Origin of the sequence: Bradyrhizobium arachidis, from assembly GCF_015291705.1 — a bacterium.
Lineage (GTDB): Bacteria > Pseudomonadota > Alphaproteobacteria > Rhizobiales > Xanthobacteraceae > Bradyrhizobium > Bradyrhizobium arachidis.
The window spans coordinates 6,604,045-6,627,807 of sequence record NZ_CP030050.1 but is presented as its reverse complement, the minus strand read 5'-3'; the positions used below and the strand labels follow the sequence as shown (position 1 = coordinate 6,627,807).

General features: G+C 65.3%; 22 protein-coding genes. 11 read left to right on the top strand and 11 right to left on the bottom strand.

The features are described from left to right. Positions 1-36: 36 nt before the first annotated feature. The gene (locus tag WN72_RS31185; protein ID WP_027560218.1) at positions 37-1,362 is read left to right on the top strand and encodes an LVIVD repeat-containing protein; all 1,326 of its coding nucleotides are present in this window, start codon (positions 37-39) and stop codon (positions 1,360-1,362) included. Between the two features lie 69 nt (positions 1,363-1,431). On the opposite strand, the gene WN72_RS31180 is transcribed toward WN72_RS31185, so the two are convergent. Then, entirely contained in the window at positions 1,432-2,799 is a 1,368-nt protein-coding gene (locus tag WN72_RS31180) for an ABC transporter substrate-binding protein (RefSeq protein ID WP_027560217.1), read from the bottom strand. 217 nt (positions 2,800-3,016) lie between these two features. Here WN72_RS31180 and WN72_RS31175 point away from each other — a divergent pair, with 217 nt between their 5' ends. Together WN72_RS31175 and WN72_RS31170 are read left to right on the top strand one after the other, a co-directional pair. Continuing rightward, positions 3,017-4,870: an ATP-binding protein gene (locus WN72_RS31175; RefSeq protein ID WP_027560216.1), complete on the top strand. Its 1,854-nt coding sequence runs from the start codon at positions 3,017-3,019 to the stop codon at positions 4,868-4,870. A 294-nt stretch (positions 4,871-5,164) separates the two neighbouring features. Then, on the top strand, positions 5,165-6,964 hold the full coding sequence (locus tag WN72_RS31170; protein ID WP_092213513.1) for a caspase family protein: 1,800 nt from the start codon (positions 5,165-5,167) through the stop codon (positions 6,962-6,964). Between the two features lie 114 nt (positions 6,965-7,078). Here the strand turns inward: WN72_RS31170 and WN72_RS31165 are convergent, their stop codons facing one another. Next, positions 7,079-8,251, bottom strand: coding sequence for a M20 aminoacylase family protein (locus tag WN72_RS31165; protein ID WP_092213515.1), 1,173 nt, complete (start codon positions 8,249-8,251; stop codon positions 7,079-7,081). A 548-nt stretch (positions 8,252-8,799) separates the two neighbouring features. Between WN72_RS31165 and WN72_RS31160 the strand changes: the two genes are divergently transcribed. Beyond that, positions 8,800-9,387 carry a TetR/AcrR family transcriptional regulator gene (locus tag WN72_RS31160; RefSeq protein WP_092213517.1) on the top strand — a complete coding sequence of 196 codons (588 nt, stop codon included), beginning with the start codon at positions 8,800-8,802 and terminating at the stop codon, positions 9,385-9,387. A gap of 15 nt (positions 9,388-9,402) precedes the next feature. Here the strand turns inward: WN72_RS31160 and WN72_RS31155 are convergent, their stop codons facing one another. From WN72_RS31155 to WN72_RS31145, 3 genes are all read right to left on the bottom strand, one after another. Then, a complete protein-coding gene (locus tag WN72_RS31155) occupies positions 9,403-9,708 on the bottom strand; it encodes a hypothetical protein (protein WP_027560212.1) in 306 nt (101 codons plus the stop codon). 110 nt (positions 9,709-9,818) lie between these two features. Next, positions 9,819-10,469 carry a response regulator gene (locus WN72_RS31150; RefSeq protein WP_092213519.1) on the bottom strand — a complete coding sequence of 217 codons (651 nt, stop codon included), beginning with the start codon at positions 10,467-10,469 and terminating at the stop codon, positions 9,819-9,821. A 7-nt stretch (positions 10,470-10,476) separates the two neighbouring features. Beyond that, complete coding sequence (locus tag WN72_RS31145) at positions 10,477-11,847, bottom strand: sensor histidine kinase (RefSeq protein WP_092213521.1); 1,371 nt, start codon at positions 11,845-11,847, stop codon at positions 10,477-10,479. A gap of 199 nt (positions 11,848-12,046) precedes the next feature. Here WN72_RS31145 and WN72_RS31140 point away from each other — a divergent pair, with 199 nt between their 5' ends. From WN72_RS31140 to WN72_RS31120, 5 genes are all read left to right on the top strand, one after another. Continuing rightward, positions 12,047-12,832, top strand: coding sequence for a MotA/TolQ/ExbB proton channel family protein (locus WN72_RS31140; RefSeq protein WP_027560209.1), 786 nt, complete (start codon positions 12,047-12,049; stop codon positions 12,830-12,832). Then, a complete protein-coding gene (locus tag WN72_RS31135; protein WP_027560208.1) occupies positions 12,829-13,500 on the top strand; it encodes a DUF2135 domain-containing protein in 672 nt (223 codons plus the stop codon). Before WN72_RS31140 ends, WN72_RS31135 begins: the two co-directional genes overlap by 4 nt. Continuing rightward, on the top strand, positions 13,493-14,098 hold the full coding sequence (locus tag WN72_RS31130) for a hypothetical protein (protein WP_027560207.1): 606 nt from the start codon (positions 13,493-13,495) through the stop codon (positions 14,096-14,098). The genes WN72_RS31135 and WN72_RS31130 overlap by 8 nt, the downstream gene beginning before the upstream one ends. A 116-nt stretch (positions 14,099-14,214) precedes the next feature. Further along, entirely contained in the window at positions 14,215-14,955 is a 741-nt protein-coding gene (locus WN72_RS31125) for a metallophosphoesterase family protein (RefSeq protein WP_027560206.1), read from the top strand. A 6-nt stretch (positions 14,956-14,961) separates the two neighbouring features. After that, complete coding sequence (locus WN72_RS31120) at positions 14,962-16,395, top strand: serine/threonine protein kinase (RefSeq protein WP_027560205.1); 1,434 nt, start codon at positions 14,962-14,964, stop codon at positions 16,393-16,395. Between the two features lies 1 nt (position 16,396). Here the strand turns inward: WN72_RS31120 and WN72_RS31115 are convergent, their stop codons facing one another. The 4 genes from WN72_RS31115 to rpe form a co-directional block, all read right to left on the bottom strand. Further along, positions 16,397-16,588 (bottom strand): hypothetical protein, encoded by a 192-nt coding sequence (locus tag WN72_RS31115; protein WP_027560204.1) that lies wholly within the window; start codon positions 16,586-16,588, stop codon positions 16,397-16,399. A gap of 24 nt (positions 16,589-16,612) precedes the next feature. Then, positions 16,613-16,777, bottom strand: coding sequence for a hypothetical protein (locus WN72_RS31110; RefSeq protein ID WP_167336487.1), 165 nt, complete (start codon positions 16,775-16,777; stop codon positions 16,613-16,615). Positions 16,778-16,782: 5 nt separating this feature from the next. Further along, positions 16,783-16,926: a hypothetical protein gene (locus WN72_RS31105; RefSeq protein ID WP_167336488.1), complete on the bottom strand. Its 144-nt coding sequence runs from the start codon at positions 16,924-16,926 to the stop codon at positions 16,783-16,785. Between the two features lie 163 nt (positions 16,927-17,089). Beyond that, positions 17,090-17,791: a ribulose-phosphate 3-epimerase gene (rpe, locus tag WN72_RS31100; RefSeq protein WP_092213523.1), complete on the bottom strand. Its 702-nt coding sequence runs from the start codon at positions 17,789-17,791 to the stop codon at positions 17,090-17,092. Positions 17,792-18,044: 253 nt separating this feature from the next. Between rpe and WN72_RS31095 the strand changes: the two genes are divergently transcribed. Further along, the gene (locus tag WN72_RS31095) at positions 18,045-18,854 is read left to right on the top strand and encodes an EF-hand domain-containing protein (RefSeq protein ID WP_027560202.1); all 810 of its coding nucleotides are present in this window, start codon (positions 18,045-18,047) and stop codon (positions 18,852-18,854) included. 177 nt (positions 18,855-19,031) lie between these two features. Here WN72_RS31095 and WN72_RS31090 read toward each other — a convergent pair whose 3' ends face one another. Then, on the bottom strand, positions 19,032-20,030 hold the full coding sequence (locus WN72_RS31090) for a P1 family peptidase (RefSeq protein ID WP_027560201.1): 999 nt from the start codon (positions 20,028-20,030) through the stop codon (positions 19,032-19,034). A gap of 175 nt (positions 20,031-20,205) precedes the next feature. Here WN72_RS31090 and WN72_RS31085 point away from each other — a divergent pair, with 175 nt between their 5' ends. Beyond that, positions 20,206-20,829, top strand: a complete 624-nt coding sequence (locus tag WN72_RS31085) for a hypothetical protein (protein ID WP_141263075.1) — start codon at positions 20,206-20,208, stop codon at positions 20,827-20,829. On the opposite strand, the gene WN72_RS31080 is transcribed toward WN72_RS31085, so the two are convergent. Next, a complete protein-coding gene (locus WN72_RS31080) occupies positions 20,807-23,632 on the bottom strand; it encodes a PAS domain S-box protein (RefSeq protein WP_092213525.1) in 2,826 nt (941 codons plus the stop codon). The two genes, WN72_RS31085 and WN72_RS31080, sit on opposite strands and share 23 nt — an antisense overlap. Positions 23,633-23,763 lie beyond the last annotated feature (131 nt).

Genomic DNA, 23,763 nt, shown 5'->3' with positions numbered 1-23,763 from the left:
AGCGCGCATCATCCCCAAAAAATTGGGGGGAAAACGATGCCTCAACTCTCGCGCCGCCGGCACCTTCAGCAATTGTCGGCCGTGGTCGGATCCGCCGTGCTGCCCACATGGTCGAGGCCGGCATGGGCTTCAGAGCCGGACATCCCGCCCGAGGGCATCGGCAAGGGCATCAAGCACATCTCCTACAGCGACATTGGCGGGCGGCCCGATAGCGTGCAGGTGATGTTCAACCGCCAGCACGTCTATGTCGGGCACATGTTCAGCGACGGTGTGACCATCCTGGATGCGTCCGATCCGCGTGCGCTCAAGCCGGTCAATTTCTTCACCGCCGGACAATACACCCGCACCCACCATCTCCAGGTGGCGGAAGACATGTTGCTGCTTGCGAACGGCGCCAACATCGTCGCGATGCAGTCCTATGACAACATGCGCGGCTATTTCGAGAACACGCTGGCCGACAGCATCACCAAGGCCAAGAAATTCCGCTCCGGCCTCTCGATCCACGACATCTCGAAGCCGGGCGAGATGCGCGAGATCGCGTTCCTGGAAATGCCGGGCTTCGGCATCAACCGGCTGTGGTGGCCGGGCGGCCGCTATGCCTATGTGTCGGCGCATTTCGACGGCTTCACCGACCACATCCTGTGCATCGTCGATCTCAAGACCATCACGAAGCCGGAGATCATCGCAAAATGGTGGCTGCCGGGCATGAACCGCGCGGCCGGCGAGCCGGCGACGCCGAAGGGCAAGCGCTTTGCGCTGCATCACATGATCACGGCAGGCGATCGCGGCTATGCTGCCTGGCGCGATGGCGGCTTCACCATCCATGACATCAGCGATCCCGCGGGTCCCAAATTGCTGTCGCACATCAACTGGTCGCCGCCCTTTGCCGGCGGCACGCATACGCCACTGCCGCTGCCGAAGCGTCAGCTCGCGGTCGTCGCGGACGAAGCCAATGCGGACCAGTGTGCCAAGGGCTTGTTCCACACCTTCGTGCTCGACGTGCGCGCGCCCCAAAATCCGGTGCCGATCGCGACCCTGCCGACGCCGCGCGACCGCGACTTCTGCAGCAACGGCACCTTCGGCCCGCATAATCTGCACGAGAACCGCCCGGGCTCGTTCCAGAGCGAGGAGACGATCTTCGCGACCTACAACAATGCCGGCGTCAGGGTGTTCGACATCAAGGACGCTTTCGCGCCGAAGGAGATCGCCTACTGGGTGCCGCCGACGCCGAAGAAGCTGGTCGATCCGCGCCCGAACGTCGCGCTCGCAGCCAAGACCTGTGATGCCTATGTCCGGCCCGACGGGCTGATGTTCGTCTCCGACTGGAACGCCGGCATGCACGTGCTGCAATATCAGGGATGAACACCGCACAAGGTGGGTTGGCGGCTTTTCTGCCGTGGCCAGCTCTTCCGATTGGACAACGCCTCGCCGCTACCCTCGGATCGCCGCATTGGCCCTTTCGGCTGCGCCCGTCATCGCATCCTTCGCCGATTTCTCACCGTTGACCACTTCATTGACGCCGATCATGAAGGCGTCGAGGATCGGTCTCGATTGCGGATGGAAAAGAATAGCCTTGGCACGATCGACGTCGGCATTCTGCAAGTTGGTCAGCGCGGCCTCGGCGGCTTGCGAGCCGAACGCCTTCTTGAAGCCGTCGCTCGACCATGCCGACACGCGTGTCGTCGCCAGCCCCGCTGCAGCAGTCTGCAGCGAGGTTGCCTTGCTCGTCGCCCAGATCAGGAACAGGAAAGCCGCCCGTTTGTTTCGTGATTTGGAATTGATGCAGGCCTGCCAGTGCGACATGAAGGGCACGGGTGTGCGACCAGGGACACGCGGAAAGACCGCAAACTGGGCCTGCTTCGTGACGCGACTCCTGGCTGGATTGGAGATGTCGGTCGCGAAATTGCTGCTGTCGATCGCGAGTGCAGCCCGCCCCTGCAGGAAGTCGTCCAGCACGTGGTACCATTCGTAGCTGCCGACGCCGACAGGTCCGGCCTGGCTGAGCAGCTGTCCGTACATCTCGACGGCCGCGATCGCCTCGGAGCTTGCGAAAACGGCCTTGTTGTCCTTGACCATGGCGCCGCCGTAAGAGAATACGAAGCCCATCGCCGGCGGGGAAGAATTGCCGCCGGCTTGGGCTCGCATAGCGATCCCCGACATCTCGCTGGACTTGACCGCCTTGGCAGTCACAAGCAGCTCTTCGAACGTCTGTGGAACCGGCAGATTCTTGGCTGCCAGCGCGTCCCCGTTGATGAACATGGTCATCGCTTCGGAGGTGATCGGGAAGGCGTACCGTTCGCCGTCAGACCACAGCGGGAAGGCCCGGGCCGTCTTGAGCAGGTCGTTCTCGTCGTACCATCCGAGATCGGTCAGCGATCTGTTGGAATAATAGCCGTTCAGCGGCTCGAGCCATCCTCCTGAGATGCCCTGGCCATAGGTCGTGAACATGAAGACGTCGGGCGTTGTGCTGCCGCGGGCGAGCCTGATCGGTAAGGCGCCGAGATATGTGGTTTCGAGTTGGAAATCGATGGTGACGCTGATGCCGGTGAGTCTGGTGAACTCCGGCAGCAGCGGCGTGATCGCATTCGACCAGGGATGGATCGCGCCCGCCAGGGTGATCGTCTGTCCCGCAAACTGCTTCCAATCGATGTTCGCGTTGGCGTACGTCGCAGCGCGATCCTCGGCAAAGCTCCACCGCGGCAGCGCGGCCAGGGCCGGCAAGACTGCGCCCGCGGCCCCCAGTCCCTTGACGAAGTTGCGACGGCTGGTCGGCGTTCGACCGCTCTGTGCGTACGTCATGCTCTCCTCGCGAAGGGCAATCATTCGCAACACGCGAGCTAGCCTTACCGGTGATGTTGCGGCCCTCGCGCGACGACTGATGGGCTCCCAAACCGGTGTAACCTTGGGGTCGAGAATGTCGGGTTCGCGACCCACCTAACCATGCTATTATTCTATCATGCTCTGGCGTCGACACCAGAAGACGCGCGGTCACACGGACACCGAAGACCCAAGGCCAATGTCAGTCCGTGCTCGGGTCCCGTCTTTGCGATGGCTTGCTCGTCCGCTGATCGTGGCGGTCGTGGCGCTGTTGACGCTGTTTGCCGCGACCGCGTTTCTCGGCCTGCAATATCGGCAGGAGCGGCAGGCGGCCCATGACCTGCTCGGGCATAGCCGCCAGGTGCTCGAAACGCTCGATCGGTTGCGCGCGCTCACCGCCGAGCTGGAGACCGAACGGCGCGGGTATCTAATGACCCTCGACCCCACCTACCTCAAGGCCTACGGCATCTCCGACGAAGGTGTGCGGCGCGAGGCGCAGGCGCTGCAGGTGCTGGTTGCGGACGATCCGTTGCAGAGTCTGCGCGCTCAACATCTGGCGCTGACCGTTTCGGCCAAGCTGCGCGAGATCGACGAGATGGTGAGGACCGCCGGCACGTCCGGGCAGGCGGCGCTGGCGATGATCCGCAGCATGGATGAGATCCGCTCGCAGATCGACCAGATGGTGGATCACGAGCGCTTTCGGCTCGCCGACCGGGAGACGCACGCCGAAGCATTCGAGCAGCGCTGGACCTGGCTGATCGCGGGCGCCGTCGTCCTCGTCGTCGCGCTGGCCGGAGCGGCGTTGGCGCTCGCGCGGCTCGAAGCGAAGCGGCGCAGACAGGCGACCGAGGAGAACATTCAACTCCAAAGCGATCTTGCAGCGCGGGATATCAAGATCCGACGCCTGTTCGACGCCAACATCATCGGCATCATCATCTGGGAAGTCGAAGGGCGCATTCTCGAGGCCAATGATGCATTCCTGCGCATCGTGGGATACGACCGGGATGATCTCACCTCTGGGCGCCTGCATCGGTTCGACCTCACGCCGCCGGAATGGCGCAACCGCGACGTACAAACCGTGGCGGAATTGAAGCGGGTCGGGACGGCCCACCCATTCGAGAAGGAGTATGTGCGGAAGGACGGAAGCCGTGTGCCTGTGCTGATCGGCGGGACGATGTTTGCAGAAGGCGGGGATCAAGGGGTCGGCTTTGTCCTCGATCTGACGGCTCTCAAGCGGGCGGAGGCCGAAGGCCGCGAGCACGAGCGGCGCTACCGTGAAGTCCTGATGGAGCTAGCGCACACCAGTCGCGTCACCACGATGGGGCAACTCACCGCTTCGATAGCCCATGAAGTCAACCAGCCGATTGGCGCGATCGTGGCGAACGCCGAGGCCGGGTTGAATTGGCTGCAGGCTCAACCGCCAAATCTGGAGCGGGTTCGACAGACGTTCGACCGCATCGCCGGCGACGGCATGCGCGCCGGCGACATCATCGGCCGGATCCGGGCGATGATCAGGAACGCGCCCCCGCAAAAGGAGAATATGGAGATCAACCAGGCGGTACTTGAGGTCATCGCGCTGACACGCAGCGAGGCGTTCAAGCACGAAGTCTCGGTGCGAACGCAGCTTGCCGAAGGCTTGCCGCCTATTCAGGCAGATCGGGTTCAACTTCAGCAAGTGTTGCTCAACCTGATTGTCAACGCGATCGAGGCGATGGCTGCAGTCGGCGAGGGAGGACGCGAGTTGCTGATCAGCACCGAAAGGGATGCATCGAACGGCGTTCACGTCGCGTTGCGGGATTCTGGTCCGGGACTGGATCCGAAGAATGTCGAGTCCCTGTTCGATGCCTTCTACACCACCAAGCCAACGGGCATGGGGATGGGCCTCGCCATCTGCCGCTCGATCATCGAGGCGCATGGCGGGCGGATGTGGGCCGGCGCAAACGAGCCTCGGGGCGCCATCTTTCAGTTCACCCTGCCTCTCGCGTCAGACGAAACCACATCGCGCCTGTTGGAGGCGGACGAGCCAACGGGCCTGCGCTCTGTGGCCCGCTGACGGGGGCCGCGTAACGTATTTTCTTTTGCGGTTACCCGGCCACGCTGCACGCGCCCTTTGGTGATCCGGCCCTGGTGCAACCGCAGGAGATGAGGCGGCATCAGAGCTCGGCCCGGCCGGACTGGAGAGAGCGACGCTTCGCCGCACGATCGGCAAGCCGTCCGAACACCTTGTGTGATGACTGTCACATAGGGAAGAATTGGCATTCGGCCATACTCCGAATAGTCTCATGGAATTGCATCCGGGGGGACGCAAGTGATTCCGGTTCGGCTATTTGCTTTTGTGATTTTTGCGATGAGCCTTGCCTGCGGACCGGCGCATGCCGACCGGCGGGTCGCGCTCATCATCGGCAATTCCGCCTACAAGAGCGCGCCCAAGCTCGGCAATCCCGTGAACGATGCCACGCTGGTCGGCGGCATGTTCAAGAAGGCCGGCTTCGATTCCGTCGACGTCAGGCTGGATCTCAGCGCCAGCGAGATGCGGCGCATGTTGCGCGAGTTTGCCGGCAGGACGCGCGATGCGGACATGGCGGTGATCTATTACGCCGGTCACGGCATCGAGCTCGACGGCAACAACTATCTCATTCCGATCGACGCCACGCTGGAGACCGACGGCGACGTTCTCGACGAGACCATTCCGGTCGAGCGTGCGCTGTTCGCAGTCGAGCCGGCCAAGCAGCTGCGCTTGATCATCCTGGACGCCTGCCGCGACAACCCATTCGCGAAGACGATGAAGCGCACGCTGGCTTCGCGCGCGATCGGACGCGGCCTCGCCAAGGTCGAGCCGACCAGCCCGAACACCATGATTGCCTTCGCCGCCAAGGCGGGATCGACCGCGTCGGACGGCGATGCCAGAAACAGCCCGTTCGCAGCTGCGCTGGTCGAGCACCTGCCGAAACCCGGACTCGATCTGCGCAAGGCCTTCGGCTTCGTGCGCGACGACGTGCTCAAGGCGACCAGCTACAAGCAGGAGCCCTATGTCTACGGCTCGCTCGGCGGCGACGACGTGCCCCTCGTCGTGAAACCAGCGGCAACCGGTCCACAGGCCAACCCGCAGGAGGCCATTCGCCGGGACTATGAGCTCGCGCTCCAACTTGCCACGCGCGACGGCTGGGAAGCGTTTCTGGCGGCCTACCCGGATGGGTTCTACGCCAACCTCGCCAAGGGCCAGTTGAACAAGATCGGCGCCGAAGAAACGCGCGTGACGGCGGAGCAAAAGGCCAGGGCGGCCGAGCAGGAAAAGACAAGGCTCATTGCCGAGCGCGCCCAGAAGGCGGAGCAGGAGAAGGCGGCCGCCGCGGCCAAGGCGGCCGAGGACGCCCGGATCGCGGCTGAAAGGAAGAAGGAGATCGAACAGGCGAAGGCTGAAGCGGCCGAACGTGAGCGCAAGGCGGCGGAGGCGGCGGCTGCGAAAGCGCTGGCCGAGAAGCAGGCGGCGGAGAAGGCCAGGGCCGAGCTTGCCGCAAAGCAGGCGGCCGAGAAAGCGGAGCAGGCTGCAAAGCCGGCAGCCGACCGGCAGATGCCCGAGGTCGAGCAAAAAGTCGCGGCGCTGGCGCCCGGATCGACATCGCCATTGCCCGCGGCCGACCTTGCGAAATCCGTGCAGAGCGAGTTGCGCCGTGTCGGCTGCCTCACCTCGGCTGCGGAAGGCGAGTGGACCTCGGCCGCGCAACGTTCGCTGACGCTGTTCAACAAATATGCCGGCACCCAGTTCGACGTGAAGCTTGCCAGCGTCGACGCACTCGATGCGCTGAAGGCGAAGCCGGGACGGGTCTGCCCGCTGGTGTGCAATTTCGGCTTCAAGGCCGACGGCGATCAATGCGTGAAGATCACCTGCCGCGCCGGCTATCACGTCGGTGACGACAACGAGTGCGAGAAGGCTCCCGAGAGAAAGCCCGCTGCCACGCGCGAGGATTCGCGGAGGCGTGACACCGATCGAAAACAAACGGAGGCCGCGCCATCAGCGCCGCAGGCGTCGGGGCAGGTGATCTGCAACAGCGCCGGTTGCAGGCCGATCGCCAAGGGGTGCCGGCTCGGAACAGCCAATCATCCCTCCAATCCCGCGGCTAAAATACCAGCCGAAATATGCAACTGAAGACGAAGCTTGCAGGGTGGGCAAAGGCGCAAAGCGCCGTGCCCACCTTTTCCAGTCGAGATCGTTGTGGTGGGCACGCTTCGCTTTGCCCACCCTACGAGATCGAGGCTGACGCTAACCCGCCGGCATCCGCGTCTCGACCAGGCGGGCCCAGAACGATGCGCCGTGGCCCAGAATGTTGTCGTTGAAGACATAGGCCGGGTGGTGGCACTCGTTGCCGTCGCCCATGCCGACCAGCACCATCGCGCCGGGGCGCGCTTCCAGCATGAACGAGAAGTCCTCTGCGCCCATCATGGGGACGAACCTGTCGTTGACGCGCTCGGCGCCGACGATGTCGCGGGCGACGTCGGCGGCGAGGCCGGCCTCGCGCGGATGGTTCATCGTCACCGGATACATCCGCATGTATTTCGTCTCCGCCGAGCCGCCATAGGCGCGCGCGACGCTGTCGGCGACCTCGCTGATGCGGCGCTCGACGAGATCGCGCACCTCGGGGTCGAGCGTGCGCACGGTGCCCTTCAGCTCGGCGGTCTCAGGGATGATGTTGGTCGCGGTGCCGGCATTGAACATGGTGATCGAGATCACCGCCGATTTGAGCGGATCGATGTTGCGCGCGACGATCGATTGCAGCGCGCCGACGATCTGCGCGCCGATCAGCACGCTGTCGACCGCCTTGTGCGGACCCGCACCGGCGTGGCCGCCCTTGCCGTGAACCGTGATCTGGATGTTGTCGGAGGAGGCGAGCATCGCGCCCGCCGTCGTGGCGAAATGGCCTTCGGGCAGGCCGGGCATGTTGTGCATGCCGTAGACCTCCTCGATGTTCCAGCGCGTCATCAGCCCGTCCTCGACCATGGCCTTGCCGCCGCCGCCGCCTTCCTCGGCCGGCTGGAAGATCAGAACCGCGGTGCCGTCGAAATTGCGCGTCTCGGTGAGATATTTGGCGGCGCCGAGCAGCATCGCGGTGTGGCCGTCATGGCCGCAGGCGTGCATCTTGCCGGGGACTTTCGATGCGTAAGGCACGCCCGACGTCTCCATGATCGGCAGCGCGTCCATGTCGGCGCGAAGGCCAATGGTCTTGCCGGAGGCGGATTTGCGGCCGCGGATCACGCCGACGACGCCAGTGCGGCCGACGCCCGTCACCACCTCGTCGCAGCCGAACTCGCGCAGCTTGTCCGCGACGATGCCGGCGGTGCGGTGGACTTCGTAGAGCAGCTCGGGGTTCTCGTGGAAGTCATGGCGCCAGGCGGCCATGTCGTCGGTGAGGGCGGCAACGCGGTTGACGATGGGCATGGGAGGGGTCCGTTTCTGTGGTCTTGGCGCCCGGATGAGCGAAGCGGCTTTCTACGCCCGGATTTGGCGGAGGGGGAGGGCGAAACGGATGGCGGGACGAGGTTTGCCGGGGATGCGTGGGCCGGCGGGCCGACCTGCCAGTCCCGGCCATGGCCACGGCGCCGGCAAAAATTAACTGTCAATCACGGATCATTGACTGACAGATATTGAAATCTGTCAGCGAGACGTGTATATCCGTTCTCGGACGCTCCGATTGGGCGTCCCGTGGTTATCCCGTCCCGGGGGCCCGAGGTCCAAAATACCGGATCGAGGGGCGTAATTTGGGGGTGGGGACCGCGGACGAATGGAGACTTAAGAAAATGACGACCGAAATCCTCAATTTCACTGGCACGATTGGGCATTGGCTCAATTTGCTGGTGGCGCGCCAGATCGCGGCGCAGGCTGCAAAACTGCCTCATTAAGGCGAGAGCTTTCCGAAACGACCGGCACGGGCGCTTCGGAAGCAGCCCTATCGCCGGACGAACCCTGAACGGGAACAAGGTGCTGGCATGAATGAAGCCGTTGTCTTGACGCCGGAGCGGATCCTCGAAGTCACCGAGGATGTCTTGCGGCGCTACGGACTTGCCAAGGCCACCGTGGTCGACGTTGCTCGTGCGCTCGATGTGAGCCACGGCAGCGTCTATCGCCATTTCCCGAGCAAGGCCTCGCTGCGCGAGGCCGTTGCCAAACGCTGGCTCGATCGCATCGACGCGCCGCTGCTGGCGATCGCCAGGGAGCAGGGCCCTGCGCCCGATAGGCTCGACCGCTGGCTGCGCACGCTGTTCGCCGCCAAGCGTTCGCGCGTGCTCGACGACCCCGAGATGTTCGAGACCTACCTGACGCTGGCGCGCGAGGCCTGCGCGGCCGTCAAGTGCCACAAGGACACCATGATCGACCAGATCGCGGCGATCCTGTCCGACGGCGTCAAGCGGGGCGAGTTTGCCGTGGACGACGTCAAGACGACGGCACGCGCGCTGTTCGATGCGACCTGCCGCTTCCACCATCCGGCCCATGCCGACGAGTGGAAGGACGCCGAACTGCCTGCGCGCGTCGATGCGACGCTCGCGCTGCTGCTCCGCGGGTTGAAGGCCTGCTAGATTGCGACTCCTGACTTACCCTCTTGCCTTGTGAAGAAGCGCGCTCTCCGGAATGGTGGGCGAGGCAGTCGCGTGCCTGCGCGGGTGCATCCCGCCGTTGGCCGCCGGTACGACCGGCGGGCTCTCCGGATATACATTGACCGCGATCTCGACGGCATCCTTTGATCGCTTCCGAAGGCGGTAGAATGTCAGCTCCTGCTCGAGCATGGGGCAGCGAAAGTGGACGACGGCCGTATCGGGCAGGCGGCAAAGTTCGTCGATGAGCTCGCCTACAGTGATGATCGGGGGATGGTCGATTGCCTTGTGATGAGCCTTCCGCATGGCGATTTACTCCTCCACTCCACTACTAACAGGAGCTGGATGGCCTGCGTTCCATCCCGCTCGGCAGATTCCAGATCTTCAAGCGAGCGGGGAAAGCGGCAGCCCCGCTGCTAGATTTTCGTCAGCCCGCAACTTGCCGCCAGCCGCACGAGCTGCGCATCCGTGCGCGCGCCGGTCTTGGTCTTGATCAAATAGTGATAGTTCTGGACCGTCTTCACACTGAGATTGAGATGCGCCGCGATCTGCTCGGTGGTGGCGCCGCCGGCGAATTGACGCAGGATCTCGATCTCGCGCTCCCCTAACTGATCGAGCACCGAGCCTGACGACAGGCTGTCTTCGGCGAGGATGTGCGCGATGTCGTCGCTCATGGCGCGCTCGCCGCGGGCGACGCTGCGAATTGCGGTGACGACCGCCGACGGCTCGCTGCTCTTGGTGACGAAGCCGCTCGCGCCGGCGGCAAAGGCGGCTTTGACCAGCACGGCCTCGTTATGCATGGTGAAGACGAGGATGCGCGCGCGCGGATTGCGGGCGCGGATGTTGCGGATGGCTTCGAGGCCGCTCGCGCCGGGCATCGAGATGTCGAGCACGATGACGTCGGGGTCGTGCGCCTTGAAGGCGCCGTAGGCATCTGCGGCGTTGTCGGCCTCCGCCACGACATGCAGGTCCCCCTGGCTCTCCAGCACCCGCCGGTAGCCTTGCCGCACGATCGGATGATCGTCGACCAGCAGCACGGAGATTCCTGTTGCCGCGACTTCGCTCATGCCGGCCTCATGCGGCGAGCGGGATCGTCGCGGCGACGCTGAGGCCGCCGCGCGCAGGCAGGATCGACAGCGATCCGCCGGCCGCCGTGACGCGCTCACGGATGCCGGTGAGGCCGAAGCCGGCCGACTGCGCGACGCGCTCCGCATCGCCGCCGCCATCGTCCTCGACCCGGATCAGCAGTGCGTCGTCCTCGCCGGCGCGGCGCTCGACACGCAAGGAGATCTCGCGCGCCGAGCTATGACGCAGCGCGTTGGTCAGGCATTCCTGGGCGACGCGATAGGCGGTGGTGGCGGCCGGGCCGCTGATGTCGGTGAGATCGCCTTTGACATCGAGCTGGATCGTCGGCCGCGCCGCGCTCTGCGAGCGCCAGCTGTCGACGAGATTGACGAGGCTTGCTTCCAGCCCAAGCTCCTCGGGCAGGGGATTGCGCAGCCGCTTCAAGGCATCGCGCAATGATGCCATCAGATGATGGGTGGCCTGCGAGATCATGCGCGCGTCCTGCGCGATGCTGTTGTCCTTGCTGTCCTTTGCGCTGGCCGTTTCGATGGTGTTGGCGAAGGCGAGGATCGCGGACAGGTTCTGCCCGAACTCGTCATGCAGCTCGCGGGCAAGCGCCCGGCGCTCGTCGTCGCGGATCTCGATCAGGCGCCGCGTCAGCGCCGCGCGCTGTTCGGTGGCCTCCTCCAGCCGGCCGCCGAGCTCGCCGACGGCGCTGCCGATCATCGCCAGCTCCATCGAGCGGAAGCGCGGCAGCCTGGTGCGATATTGGCCGCGTGCCATGCGCTGGAGCGCGGTGACGATTGCACGCGCCGGCGCCAGCGCATGCGCGATCGCAAGCGAGGCCAGGATCGCGATCGCCGCCGCCATCAGCAGCGCGACGTCGATCACGTTGAGGATGTACTCCCAGGCCAGCGAGATCGCCGCCGCAGCGTCGGGCGTCGCGACGACCGTGCCGGCCGACGCGGCGCGGGGGCTGACCGGCCGCACCACCTCGGCATGGCTGCCGAGGAAGGTCGGCACGATCGAGGCGAACCAGCGCGGCGGCGTCTTACCGATGCCCTGACTCTGGCCGCAGAGCGGCTTTTCGAATGCGATGGCCGGCTGGAACTCGACGCAGACGCCGGGCGAGATCAACTTCATCGTCTCCAGCGTGCGCCACTCCGGAACCGGCAGAAGCTGCTCGCGAGTTCTGCTGCTACGCAACAAGAACTCGTGCCAGTACAGTGCCTGCAGCGCCTGCGCGACCCGCTGGGCGGATGCCGCAGTCGCCCGGTCGACGCTGCGATAGGCATCGAACGTGGCCCACACGGTCGCCGCTCCCAGGCACAGCACCACGATGAGAAGCAGACGGGCGACAAGCTGAAGCACGAGGCGCATGCGATCATCCCCGACGTTTGGTAAGCTCAGCCTAACAATGCCGCCGCGCCTTGCCAATTGCAGGGTTTGGACCGGATCGTAGCTCGGGCAAATTTCCCAATCCTGATTGGGCATGGCTCTTTGGACCGGGCGCGGCGGCTTTGATCTAATCGGGATGGAATCTTTGCAGCCCGTCGTTGCGGGCGAGGAGCGGTGCAGCATGAGTTCGATGACGATTGGACCGATTGCAGGGTCTGCTGCCGACCCGTCCGAACGCAGCGCGCTGCTGTTCTGGATGATCTTCACCGGGCTTTCGGTCTTCGCGGTCGTGCTGCTGTGGCGGTTCGGCCTGATCCATCTGATGCTGACCTCGGACCGCACCTACATTTCCAGCGTCATCGCGGTGCTCTATGTCCTGACCTGCGGCCATTGCTTCCTGCGCACACGGGCGATCGCGCGGGAGGGCGCGGCGGCCCGGCGCTGCCGGGCGGCGCTCGCAGCGCCTGACGGCAGCAAGGTGCTCGATGCGCGCGCGGCGGCGCTGCCGCGCGGGCTGGTGCGCGATCACATCGAAAGCCTCGTCACAAAGGCCGCGGCACAGGACTACCGTCCGGTCGACCAGACGCTCTTGCTGCGGACGCTCGCCGACCGGCTGCGCGGCTCCAACGGGTTCGGCGCCTTCGTCTCGGACACGCTGATGAAGCTCGGCCTGCTCGGCACCATCATCGGCTTCATCATCATGCTGGCGCCGATCGCGGGATTGGATGCCGCCGACAAGGTCGCGATGCGCTCCTCCATGGGGCTGATGAGCGACGGCATGGCGGTCGCGATGTACACGACGCTTGCCGGCCTGGTCGGCTCGATCCTGGTCCGCATCCAGTACTACATGCTGGATGCCGCGACCCAGCGGGTGTTCTCGGACGCGGTTGTGCTGACCGAGACCTATGTGACGCCGGTGCTCGAGCGCCAAGGCGCCGGAATCAGAGGCGCTGGAACCTCGTCATGATGGATGACTTTGGTCTCTATCCGCGCGAGGAGCCGTTCGATCCGCTCGGCGTGATGCTGTTCAAGGCGCTCCAGGTGATCGCGTTCCTGTTCTTTCTGGCGCTGCTCGCGATCTCGCCCGATGCCAAGGACGGCAAGATCGACTCCAAGGCCGAGTTCATGATCACGCTGGACTGGCCGGACAACCACCCCGACGATCTCGACCTGTTCGTGCAGGATCCCGCCGGCAACATCGCCTGGTATCGCCACCGCGAGGCCGGCTTCCTCACGCTCGACCGCGACGACCGCGGCGGCGCCAACGACTTCATCATGGTCGCCGGCAAGAAGATCGCTTCGCCGATCCGCGAGGAGATCGTCACCGTGCGCGGCATCCTCGCCGGCGAATATACGGTGAATGTCTCGCATTTCGTCGCCACGACCGGTGAGCCTGTCACCGCTAATGTGAAGGTGCAGAAGCTCAATCCGACCGCGCAGGTGATCTTCGACAACAAGTTCACGCTCGACCACACCGGCGACGAGAAGACCGCGGTGCGGTTCCGGCTCGACTCCGAGGGCAAGGTCGTCAATGTGGACCAGCGGCCGAAATCGCTGCTGGAGACGTTCCGCAGCAGCTGGCGCAACGGCGCCGATGTCGATCCGAAGACCCGGGTGAGGGTGCGCCGTGAGTGATCTGCAGACGGTGATCCTGACGCTGTCGATCGCCTACGCCGTCATCGGGGCGCTGCTGCTGGTCGTGCTGGTCTATGCGCGGCTGCACTGGTCGTTCAAGGCGGTCGCGGTGGTCGTGACCAGCGCGTTCTATGTCGTCAGCTTCACCGAGATGCGCGGGCTGCTCGGCTGGGCCAGCACGGACCGGCTGCCCGCCACTTTCAAGCTGCTGAAGGCGCGCATTGTCGAGCCGCATTCGCTGGAAGGCGATCCCGGTTCGATCTACCTCTGGGTCGAGCAGCTCGATGAGGACAATCGCCCGAGCGGCATCCCGCGCGCCTTTCGCGTGCCCTACAATGACCGGCTCGCCGACAAGACCCACGCGGCGGAGAACGAGATCGCGGCTGGGCATCCGCAGGGCGGCCGCGCCGCCGATTTCGGCGGCGGCGATGGCAGCCTGATCGACATGGTTCGGGAATATGTGACGCCCAAGACCATCATGGAGACCAGCGGCGGCGATTCCTCGACCGGCGAGTTCAATGCCCCGCCGGCCGGCGCGCAAGGCGCCGTGTTCACCCCGATTCCGCCGCCCCGGATGCCGCCGAAAGACGAGCAATAGGTCCTTCACCATCGCGTCACGGCCGCCCTGGAAAACCGCACCCAGCTGGCGCATCCTGTTGACCTCCCTCAATTTGGCCTTATCGGCTACCAATAAGGTTTGAGGCTGGAGGGTGCGTGCTTCTCGCTGTCTTCTCGGATATCCACGGCAACAGGCAGGCGTTCGAGGCCTGCCTGAAAGCGGCCCGTGCGCGGGGCGCGGAGCGGTTCGTGCTGCTCGGCGATTTCGTCGGCTATGGCGCCGATCCGGAATGGGTCGTGGAAACCGCGATGGCGCTGGTCGCGGAGGGCGCCATCGCCGTCCGCGGCAATCATGACGAGGCCGTCAACACCAAGACCGAGACCATGAATGCCGAGGCGCAGATCGCGATCGAATGGACACGCGGCCGCCTCGACGTGGTGCAGCGGCGGTTCCTGGCCGGGCTGCCGATGGCGGTCGACGAGAAGGAGCGCCTTTACGTCCACTCGGAAGCCTCCAGCCCGCAGCGCTGGCACTATGTCCGCTCGACGGCGGATGCGGCCAAGAGCCTGATCGCGACGCCCGCCCATGTCACGTTCTGCGGCCACATCCACCGTCCGGCGCTCTATTCGATGTCGGTAACGGCGAAGATGACGAGCCTCGTGCCCAAGACCGATGTCCCCGTGCCGCTGCTGCGCGGACGGCAATGGCTCGCCGTGATCGGCTCGGTTGGCCAGCCCCGCGACGGCGATCCCTCCGCGGCCTTCGTGCTGTTCGACACGGTCTCCTGCGTGATCACCTATTGCCGCGCGCCTTACGACATCGAGGCGGCCGCGAGCCGGATCCGCGACAACGGCCTGCCGCACTGGCTGGCCGACCGGCTGTCGCAGGGGCGCTAGCGGCCGATGCCCCAACCCCTGGTCAAGTCAGGCGCCGTCATCGACGGCTACACCATCGGCGAATGCGTCCATGCCGGCGGCATGGCGACGCTGTGGACGGTCACCCATCCCGATATCGACGTGCCGCTGCTGATGAAGATCCCGCGGGTGTCGGAGGGCGAGGACCCCGCCGCGATCGTCTCCTTCGAGATGGAGATGATGATCCTGCCGCGGCTCGCGGGCCCGCACGTGCCCTCGTGCTTCGGCACCGGCGATTTCGCGCATCAGGCCTATGTCGTGATCGAGCGCATCGCCGGCACCACGCTCTACAAGCGGTTGCCCGATTTGCCGCTGCCCTACGATGAGGCGCGGCAGCTCGTCGCCAAGGTCGCGACCGCACTCGCCGACCTGCACCGGCAGAACGTGATCCATCACGACATCAAGCCGAGCAGCATCATGTTCCGCGAGAGCGGCGAGGCGGTGCTGATCGACTACGGCCTGTCGCACCATGACCATCTGCCTGACCTGTTGCAGGAGGAGTTCCGCCTGCCTTACGGCACTGCGCCCTATATGGCGCCGGAGCGGCTGTTGGGTGTGCGCGACGATCCGCGCAGTGATCTGTTCTCGCTCGGCGTGCTGCTCTATTTCTTCACCACGGGCGAGCGTCCGTTCGGCGAGGGCGAGACGCTGCGCGCGATGCGGCGCAGGCTGTGGCGCGATCCGCATCCGCCGCGGGCACTGCGCGCCGACTATCCGCCCTGGCTCCAGGAGGTGGTGCTGCGGTGTCTGGAGATCGAGCCGGTGTGGCGCTATCCGACCGCGTCCCAGCTCGCCTTCGATCTCGCTCATCCGGACCAGGTCAAGCTCACCGCGCGCTCGGAGCGGTTGAAGCGCGATCCGCTCAGCGTCGCCTGGCGGCGCCGCTTCAATCAGGGCGTGATGCGGCCGCGCGCCAAATCCGACGTCGCGGAACAGATCGCATCGAGCCCGATCCTTGCGGTCGCGCTCGATACCGTCGAAGGCGCCCCCGAGCTGAACGAGGCGCTGCGCATTACCACAGAGCGCATTCTGGCCACGTTACCTTCGGCGCGACTTGCCTGCGTCAATGTCCTCAAGCTCAACCGCATCGCCATTGACAAGACGCTGGACGAGCAGGGCTCCAACAAGCACATCGACCGCCTGGTTGCGCTCCGGCATTGGGCCACGCCGCTGAAGCTCGACGAGAGCCGACTGTCGGTTCACGTGCTGGAGGCGGTCGACCCTGCTACCGCGCTGCTGGAATTCGCCGAGGTGAATTCGGTCGACCATCTCATCATCGGGGCGCGGCAGAATTCGTTCAGGCGTACCTGGCTCGGCAGCGTCTCGGCCAAGGTGGCTGCGGAGGCGACCTGTACGGTGACCGTGGTGCGGCCGCCGCGGATGGCCGCGGCGAAACCAGAGGCCGGCGTGGTGTGGGGCTAGATCACGCCGCGTGTGCGGTGTGGGCGGCGCGCTTGCGGCGGATCGGCCACGAGAAATGCGGGCCCGGTTCGCCGTGATCTGCGCTGCCGCCAAAATACTGGATGATCTCGCGGCAGGGCTCGCAATTGAACAGGTTACGCGACGCGGACGCCTTGGTCATTTCCTTCAGGCAGTTCGGGCAGTGCGGCTTCATGGTGGCGTTCCGGAAGAGGAAGTCTCAGTGGCGGCGTTGGTCCAGATCCGGATTGTCGAGCCCGGCATCGTCATCCAGCGTGGCATCGGTGCGTTCGAGGCGGCCGAAGAAATAGTCGAGGCCCGGATGCGGGCGACGTGGGATCCGGCACCTGCGCTTCGGCTGGCGTTTCACGAGTGCGATCTGCATGGCGCTCAGCCCCGGCGACGATGAAGGTGGATGATGCGGGCGGAAGCCGCGACCTTCACCGGTCGCGTCACGTAGATGCAGCGAGCCGCAATCGCAGCATTGAACCCGAGCCACAACGCCACGCCAGTCCAAACCAGGGTCGTCGTCATGATGTGCTCCCGTCAAAAGCAGACAGAAGTCACTTGCGGTGATTTGCGCGAATCAGGGAAGTCCGGAGGAGTACGGAATTTGGTTGTAATTTGACGAATTGCGCGCTGCACTGCGGCAAGAGCCGCAACGTTTGCACTGTCGCGTCAAGCTTTTGAGTGCAGCTCAGATCGCTTCGCCGCGGGCCCCGAGCGCGGCGTTGCGGATCGCGGCGATGTTGGTCTTGTAGGTGTCCTGCGTGCCGCCCTTGAACACGGAGGTGCCGGCGACGAAGGCGTTGGCACCGGCTGCTGCCAGCGCGCCCGCAACGTCCGGGCCGACGCCGCCATCGACCTCGATGTCGATCGGACGGCCCGCCGTCATCGCGCGGATGTCGCGGATCTTGCCGATCGCGGAGGGGATGAAGGCCTGACCGCCGAAGCCGGGATTGACCGACATCACCAGCACGAGGTCGACGAGGTCGAGGACGTATTCGAGCACCCCGATCGGCGTGCCCGGATTCAGCGAGACGCCGGCCTTCTTGCCGAGCGCGCGGATCGCCTGGAGCGAACGGTGCAGATGGGGACCGGCCTCCGCATGCACGGTGATGTGGTCGCAGCCGGCCTTCGCAAAGGCCTCGAGATAGGGATCGCAGGGCGAGATCATCAGATGAGCGTCGAACACCTTCTTGGTGTGCGGGCGCATCGCCTTGATGACGTCGGGGCCGTAGGAGATGTTGGGAACGAAGTGCCCGTCCATCACGTCGAGATGGATCCAGTCGGCGCCGGCAGCGTCCACCGCGCGCACCTCTTCGCCGAGCCTGGAGAAATCCGAAGCCAGGATCGAGGGCGCGATGGCCAGGGGGCGGGGGGCGAAAGCTTGGGTCATGGCGCGGTTTCCGTGGCGGCCGTAGGAAGATCAGGCCCCGCCTAACATGGGCATCTCGGCCGGGCAATGCAGGGGAGGCGTGCTTCCTGTGGGCGGAAATTTCTGCCTCGACCGGCATGAATTGCCGGTGTTCCCGCCCCCCGCCAGGCGCGGCGAGGGCGGATTTCATTGAGCTTTTCGCGCTGGCACGACGCTTGCTGACTTCACGTCCAGAACATTGGCCGCGGCATGCCGCATCGGTTGGAGTTGTGCAATGTTGTTCGCCCTTGGTGCCGTATCGAGCGCGCTCGACGCGATCCAATCGCTGACGAACTCGAAATCGTCCTCCTCGACGCAGAAGACCGGATCTTCGCAAGGCGCAGCGACCAATCCGTTCGCAATCGACAGCGGCAACAGCACGAGCAGCGGCGCGACCTCGTCGGTCAATGCGGGCAATTGCGCGCAGATCTCGCCGGAGACGATGAGCGCGCTGATCGCGGCGCAGAGCCAGTCGTCGGACACGACCGGCAGCGCGACCAGCTCGACCTCGTCGAGCTCGACCTCCTCGACGTCGACGAGCCGGGACGCGGCGCTGAAGGACCTGTTCTCGCAGATCGATGCGGACGGCGATGGCAACATCACCCAGTCGGAATTCGAGAACGCGCTCGGAGCCGGCGGCACCAATCTGGCGCAGGCCGACGACGTCTTCTCGAAGATGGATACGAATTCCGACGGCAGCGTCAGCCTGGACGAGATGTCGAAGGCGCTCAAGAGCAGCCATCACGGCCACCATGCGCATGGGGCGAGTGGCTCAGGCGATGCCTCCGGCAGCGGCTCGGATTCCTCGTCCTCGTCGAGCGGCGGATCGACCTCGACCACGACGACCAATGCCGACGGCTCGACCACTACCACCGTCACCTATGCCGACGGCTTCAAGATGTCGACCACGGTGCCGGGCGCCTCCAGCTCGTCCAATGCGAACGGCGGCGGCAACTCGCCCTATGACTGGTTCGGACAGATGATGCAGCGCCAGGCGCAGTCGGCGGCGGGGTCCGCAGCTTCGTCAATGTCGATGAGCGTGTGAGCTTCTTACCACGTCCCGCTTGCGGGGAGAGGTCGGAATTCAAGCGGAGCTTGAATTCCGGGTGAGGGGGATTCTCCACGGGTTCAACTCTCACCTTCCTCGCGGAGAGTCCCCCTCACCCCAACCCTCTCCCCGCAAGCGGGGCGAGGGAGCGCACCGACGTCGCGGCCACGGCGGTTAGCCGAACCGATCCTTCCACGCCGGCTGCGCGCCCGGGAACGGCAGTGCGGTCGCGCTGTAGACGCCACGGGCGATCGCGCGCGCGACCACGTTGGCGGCGACCATGCCGAGCTCGGTGAGGCCGACGAGCGGCTCGACCGGCTTCTCGCAGGTCGCGGCTGCGAACAGCACGTCGCCGTCGTTCGGCGCATGCACCGGATAGATCGCGCGGGCAAAACCGGTGTGCGCGATCATGGCAAGGCGCTTGGCCTGGGGTTTGGTCAGCGTGGCGTCGGTGACGACGACCCCGATCGTGGTGTTCTCGCGCTCGGCTGCGGCGGGGCCGCCCTTGATGCGCATCCGGAGCATGTCCTCCGTGAACTTGTTTGGTAGGCCGCGTCCGCCGAACTCGCCCGTCACCTCGAACGGCGCCGCCCAGAACCATGGGCCGTCGCCGACGGTGACGCTGCCGACCGCATTGACGGCGATGATGGCCGCCACCCTGGCGCCGCTGCTCGTGACGGCGGACGCCGAGCCGAGCCCGCCCTTGAGGGTCGCCGTCGTGGCGCCAAAACCGGCGCCAACGCTGCCGAGCGCAAAATCGGATGCGGCGGCCGAAGCTGCCGCGGCGTAGCCAAGGTCGCGATAGGGCGCAAAGCGCCCCCAGGCCTTGTCGCCGCCATTGAGCAGATCGAACAGGATTGCGCCCGGCACAATCGGGATCAGCGCCTCGCGGACGCGGAAACCGCGGCCCTGCTCGGCGAGCCAGGCCTGGACGCCCCCGCCGGTCTCCAGTCCGAAGGCCGAGCCGCCCGACAGCGCGATTGCATCGACGCGCTCGACCGTGTTGGCGAGGTCGAGCAGGGCATCCTCGCGGGTGCCGGGGCCGCCGCCGCGCACGTCGATCGCCGCAACGGCCGGCTGGTCGAACACGACCGCCGTCACGCCCGAGGCGATTTTCGCATCTTCGGCATGGCCGACGCGGACGCCGGCGATGTCGGTCAGAAGGTTGTTCACGATGGCGATTCCCTCACGTTCGATTTTGCGATGCGAAGGGCGGCATTATCCGCCGGCGGACGAACCCGTCAATCGCGGTGGCGCGGCGAACGCGCGCGGCTTGACGGTGCAGCCGCGCTCGAACAATCTAGGGATGTCGCGAGATGACTGCGCCAACCGTCCATCGAATGGGAGATTGGAGATGCTGAGCTGTCTGGCCGATGCGCTCCGCTACGTCTTGCCCGCGGTCAGTTTCATCGCCCTCATCGTCGGGGGTATCGCCTACGTCACGAACCAGCCTTATCGCGACGAGATCGACCATGCTCTCAAACCCGATCTGAAAGCTCCGGAGCGAATGCTGCCGAGGGGCTACAATGCGGATCAGGTCCGGCAGGTGAAACAGCGCCTCCACGGCGAGCTCGTCGACGATCGGCGGACGCTGCTCGATGTCTATGTCAGCCCGGTCCTGTACTGGAACGACATCGTATTCGCGGTGGCGATAGCTGTGTTCTCTGCCTCGCTGTGGCTGTGGGTCCTGCTTCAGTTCGAGCCCACCGGCATTGCGCGCCTGCTCGTCATCATCTTCGCCGCCAGCAGCGTGCTTTACGGCATCGCCGATGTCACGGAGGATGTCATGCTCGCCCGGCTCTTCACGGCAAATAGGATCTCCACCGGCGAGGTGCGTATCGCGAGCGTACTGACGCAGATCAAGATGGTGAGCATCACCGCTTCAGTCGCCGGTGTGATGGTCTTCTTCGTGCTGAGCCTGTTGACGCCGCACAAGACGTTCGCGCCGGTCAACTCACCAGCGCCGTCCTGAGCATCTTGGCGAGCTCGGACTTGCGGTAGGGCTTGGCCAACAGCAGCACGCCGGAATCGAGCCGGCCGTGGTGGACGATGGCGTTCTCGGTATAGCCCGAGGTGAACAGCGTCTTCAGGTCGGGTCGCCGCCGCGCCGCCTCGTCGGCGAGCTGCCGCCCGTTCATGTTGCCGGGCATGATGACGTCGGTGAACAGCAGGTCGATGTTGTCGTCGGCGTCGATGATGGTGAGGGCTTCGGCCGCATTGCCGGCTTCGAGCGCGGTATAGCCGAGGCTCTTGATCTGGGTCACGACATACTGCCGCACCAAGGCGTCGTCCTCGACGATCAGGATCTTCTCGTCGCCGCCGGCGATGGGCACGTTCTGCAGCGCCTCGTACTCGGTCTCCTGCACGCCGCTCGATCGCGGCAGGTAGATCTTCACGCTGGTGCCGTGGCCTTCCTCGCTGTAGATCTTGATGTGGCCGCCGGACTGCTTGACGAAGCCGAACACCATGCTGAGCCCGAGGCCCGTGCCCTTGCCGACCTCCTTGGTGGTGAAGAACGGATCGAACACGCGGTCGATCAGTTCAGCCGGAATTCCGCTGCCGGTGTCGCTGACCGCGATCATCACGTAATTGCCGGCGGCGACGTCGGGATTCATGCTGGCATAGCCGTCGTCGAGGAAGACGTTGCGGGTCTCCAGCACCAGGGTGCCGCCGTCGGGCATGGCGTCGCGCGCGTTCAACGCGAGATTGAGGATCGCGGTGGAGAGCTGGCCCGGATCGACCAGCGTCGGCCAGGCATCCTCGGTCAGCTGCGGCATGATCGTGATCTGCTCGCCCAGTGTCGGATGCAGCAGCTTGGCCGCCTCGAGCGCCAGCGCGTTGACGTCGATCTCGCGCGGCTGGAGCGGCTGTTTGCGGGCGAAGGCGAGCAGATGCTTGGTCAGTTGCGCGCCGCGCTCGGCGGCATCGTCGATCAGCTTGGTGATGGCGGCAAGCTCGGGTCGGTCGGCGACGGCGTCGGCCAGGATTCCGATCGTGCCGGTGATGACCGTCAGCACGTTGTTGAAGTCGTGGGCGACGCCGCCGGTCAATTGGCCGATGGAGTCCATCTTCTGGACCTGCCTGAGCTGGGCCTCGGCGGCCTGCTTTTCGGTGAGGTCGCGGCCGATGAAGAAATGGCGTTTCACCGGCTCGGACCAGGTGCCCATCCAGTTCAGCGTCACCTCGTGGCCGTCATAGTGATAGTAGCGCGCCTCGAAGCTGCGCTTGACTGCGCCGCGCCGGGCCGCCCGCATCTCGTTCCGGGTGTTCTCGAGGTCATCGGGGTGGATGAACTCGACGGCGCTGTGCCCGACCATGTCCTCCGGGCTGAAGCCCAGGATGGCCTTCACGCTGGGGCTGACCTGGATGAAATTGCCAAAACCGTCGGTGACCAGGATGAGGTCCTGGGAGGTCTCGAAGATGCGCTGGCGCTCCTCGATCTCGCGGTTGAGCGCTGTCTCGGTCCGCTTCCGCTCGGTGATGTCGCGGGCCACCTTGGAGGCGCCGATGATCTTGCCGTCGGTCGATCGCAGCGGGACCTGGCTCAGCACCACGTCGATCGGCTGGCCGCTCTTGTGCAGCCGCACCGTCTCCTGCTGGTCGATGACCTCGCCGTTGCGCGTGCGGGCCAGGTTCTCGGCGACGTCGTCGCGCTGATCCTCCGGCATAATGATGTCGATGGGACGGCCGATCGCCTCGTTGGCGGAGTAGCCGAAGACGCGCTCGGCCGCGTTGTTCCAGGTCGTGATAGTGCCGTCGAGCGACTTGGTGATGATGGCGTCGTTGGAGGATGCGACGACGGCGGTGAACAACCGCTCGCGCTCGACATGATAATTGCGCTCCTCATCCGATTGGCGCTTCAATGCGTCGACCATGCCCGCGGTCTGCGCCTGGAGACGGACATTCTCAACCAGCAGCACGGCCAGAACGAAGGTCGCCGAGCAGAGGCCGTAGAGGCGGCCGGCGTAGAAGCCGAGATCGAAGCGGGCGACGTTGACGATCGCCGAGAGCGCGATGTCGAACAGCCAGGCGCACATGACCACCATGAGCCAGACGTCGATCACCGAATGCGGCCTGCGGAACCAGAGCGAGACGAGCGCAGCGAAGCTCAAGGACCACACGAAGGACACGACGCCGATCATGGTCGGCGTGTAGCGGCCATCGCGCAGCAGGACCGGCAACAGATCGTGCTGAGTGGTGACGATCCAGGCGAACACGCCCATCGCGGCGATGACGCCGAAGACGGAGGCGTAGATCGCTGCACTCATCGTGCCCTGGATCCTGGGGCCGCCGTCCTTTTCCTTCAGCCAGGCATAGCCCAGCACGAACAGCGGGAAGCCGCCGTGCCAGATCATGTAGAGCCAGACCGTGGTCTGGCTGCCTGCGCCGAAAAGCCCGGCCGGGGCGAACAGGCCCGGGAAGGTGAGGGCATGGACCAGCGCGGCTGCGGCGGTGAACAGGTAGCCGGTCGCGAGCCATTGCAGCGCGCGGGTCCGCAAGACCGCAAACTGCGACAGCAGCAGCACGGCCGTGACGATATCGCTGACGGCGAGGGCGGATTGGTAACTCGCCACGAAAGCCGGGACCGGCAGCAGCGGGATACCCGCGAAAGGAACAGCCAGCGCGAACAGGACCGAGGACACGCCGACGATCCACAATGCTGCGCTGCGGTCAGTCGAGGTGGCCGGCAGGGTCGAAAGGAATGTGCTTCGGTCTATCGTTGCGGGCACGTCCACCTCTCGCCGACCGGTCTTCGCCATCTTCGCCGACTTCATCCGGAGTCCCGCAGCCTTGCTCCATGGTAGCGGGTTCTGGGCTCGAATCCCGAGCCTTTGCGACCGCGACTCAACCGAAGGTTAGAGCTTACTTAATGGGGATGGGAACACGGAATGGGCAGCGGGTAAGA

Excerpts from the sequence above, each read along its gene's own strand:
- WN72_RS31185 (WP_027560218.1), top strand. The coding sequence starts at position 37 with ATGCCTCAACTCTCGCGCCGCCGGCACCTTCAGCAATTGTCGGCCGTG.
- WN72_RS31180 (WP_027560217.1), bottom strand. The coding sequence starts at position 2,799 with ATGACGTACGCACAGAGCGGTCGAACGCCGACCAGCCGTCGCAACTTC.
- WN72_RS31175 (WP_027560216.1), top strand. The coding sequence starts at position 3,017 with ATGTCAGTCCGTGCTCGGGTCCCGTCTTTGCGATGGCTTGCTCGTCCG.
- WN72_RS31170 (WP_092213513.1), top strand. The coding sequence starts at position 5,165 with ATGAGCCTTGCCTGCGGACCGGCGCATGCCGACCGGCGGGTCGCGCTC.
- WN72_RS31165 (WP_092213515.1), bottom strand. The coding sequence starts at position 8,251 with ATGCCCATCGTCAACCGCGTTGCCGCCCTCACCGACGACATGGCCGCC.
- WN72_RS31160 (WP_092213517.1), top strand. The coding sequence starts at position 8,800 with ATGAATGAAGCCGTTGTCTTGACGCCGGAGCGGATCCTCGAAGTCACC.
- WN72_RS31155 (WP_027560212.1), bottom strand. The coding sequence starts at position 9,708 with ATGCGGAAGGCTCATCACAAGGCAATCGACCATCCCCCGATCATCACT.
- WN72_RS31150 (WP_092213519.1), bottom strand. The coding sequence starts at position 10,469 with ATGAGCGAAGTCGCGGCAACAGGAATCTCCGTGCTGCTGGTCGACGAT.
- WN72_RS31145 (WP_092213521.1), bottom strand. The coding sequence starts at position 11,847 with ATGCGCCTCGTGCTTCAGCTTGTCGCCCGTCTGCTTCTCATCGTGGTG.
- WN72_RS31140 (WP_027560209.1), top strand. The coding sequence starts at position 12,047 with ATGAGTTCGATGACGATTGGACCGATTGCAGGGTCTGCTGCCGACCCG.
- WN72_RS31135 (WP_027560208.1), top strand. The coding sequence starts at position 12,829 with ATGATGGATGACTTTGGTCTCTATCCGCGCGAGGAGCCGTTCGATCCG.
- WN72_RS31120 (WP_027560205.1), top strand. The coding sequence starts at position 14,962 with ATGCCCCAACCCCTGGTCAAGTCAGGCGCCGTCATCGACGGCTACACC.
- WN72_RS31115 (WP_027560204.1), bottom strand. The coding sequence starts at position 16,588 with ATGAAGCCGCACTGCCCGAACTGCCTGAAGGAAATGACCAAGGCGTCC.
- WN72_RS31110 (WP_167336487.1), bottom strand. The coding sequence starts at position 16,777 with ATGCAGATCGCACTCGTGAAACGCCAGCCGAAGCGCAGGTGCCGGATC.
- WN72_RS31105 (WP_167336488.1), bottom strand. The coding sequence starts at position 16,926 with ATGACGACGACCCTGGTTTGGACTGGCGTGGCGTTGTGGCTCGGGTTC.
- rpe (WP_092213523.1), bottom strand. The coding sequence starts at position 17,791 with ATGACCCAAGCTTTCGCCCCCCGCCCCCTGGCCATCGCGCCCTCGATC.
- WN72_RS31095 (WP_027560202.1), top strand. The coding sequence starts at position 18,045 with ATGTTGTTCGCCCTTGGTGCCGTATCGAGCGCGCTCGACGCGATCCAA.
- WN72_RS31080 (WP_092213525.1), bottom strand. The coding sequence starts at position 23,632 with ATGAAGTCGGCGAAGATGGCGAAGACCGGTCGGCGAGAGGTGGACGTG.